1 protein-coding gene and 1 pseudogene are annotated in these 956 nt (G+C 66.2%); both read left to right on the top strand.

All coding sequences use genetic code 11. From position 1 onward, the window contains the following. A partial coding sequence (locus L858_RS22385; RefSeq protein ID WP_476661775.1) for a DUF7986 domain-containing protein occupies window positions 1–560 on the top strand: 560 nt, incomplete at its 5' end. Next, window positions 560–956 (top strand): annotated as a pseudogene (locus L858_RS22390) (hypothetical protein); the annotation flags it as partial. The gene L858_RS22385 and the pseudogene L858_RS22390, both read left to right, overlap by 1 nt.

Raw genomic sequence — 956 nt, forward strand, 5'->3', positions numbered from 1 at the left:
GGGGATGCGCGTTCGAGGATCTGCTGACGCGCACCATCCAACCCGACCGGAACATCGTCGATGACTATATTCGGCGCCGGGGCTGGAATGAGAGCGGCCCGACCAAAATCTACCTGCGTGCCCTTCGATCGTCAGTGATGAGCCTCCACGAGGTCAGCGAGGTCGAGCCCGGCAGCGGCTTCCTCGTGCGCGACCTGATCCGGGGCGGCGAGCCGCTTCGAGTATCCGAGCGCAGCGCCTCGCAGACGCTGAAGCAATGGGACAGGATCGGTGCCCGCGTCGTGCAGGTCGGAGGCAAGCACCTCCTGTCGGGCGGCGTGCTGTCGTTCACGATGGAGGCGGCCGAGGCGCTCGTCGCCGATCTGCGGCGCTCGAAGGGCAAGCGCAGCCCGCGCACCGCGTTGAACCTAGACGCCGACGATCTTGCTGCGCTTCCAGCCCTCATCAGCAGGCTGCACTTCCGGCCCTCATCAGCACGGCATGGCTGTTCGATGTCGTTCCCAAGACCATGGGACCGGCGCCCATCCCCACGCTGCACAACATTGATGGCGAGGAGGTGATGTTCCACCGCGTGCGCTTTCCCTTCGCACGCGGCGTGACCCAGGCGCTGGTCGGCGAGCGGCTTGATACTGTCCCTGCGCTTCAGCGGGAAACCACGCACTTTTGGAACTGGCTGGGCGAGAAACCGAACGGAAAAGCGAAAAGCACCGGGCGCATGGCGTGGGGTGTGACGATGGCGGACGGCACCCCGGTGCTCGGCAATGTCGAATTGAAAGGCCGCGCCCTGATGCTCGCCGTCACCTCGGCCGAGCGAGCGAAACGCGGCACCGCGCTTATCAACGATGCGCTCGCCGGGTTGGTCGGCTCGCCGCTGACCACGATTGAGACGGTCGAACAGGCCATGGCGGCGCGGGCCGAGGGGCTGACATCATCCGAACCGGCACCCGCCATTGCGC

Origin of the sequence: Sphingobium bisphenolivorans (assembly GCF_000412635.1) — a bacterium.
Taxonomy (GTDB): Bacteria; Pseudomonadota; Alphaproteobacteria; order Sphingomonadales; family Sphingomonadaceae; genus Sphingobium; species Sphingobium bisphenolivorans.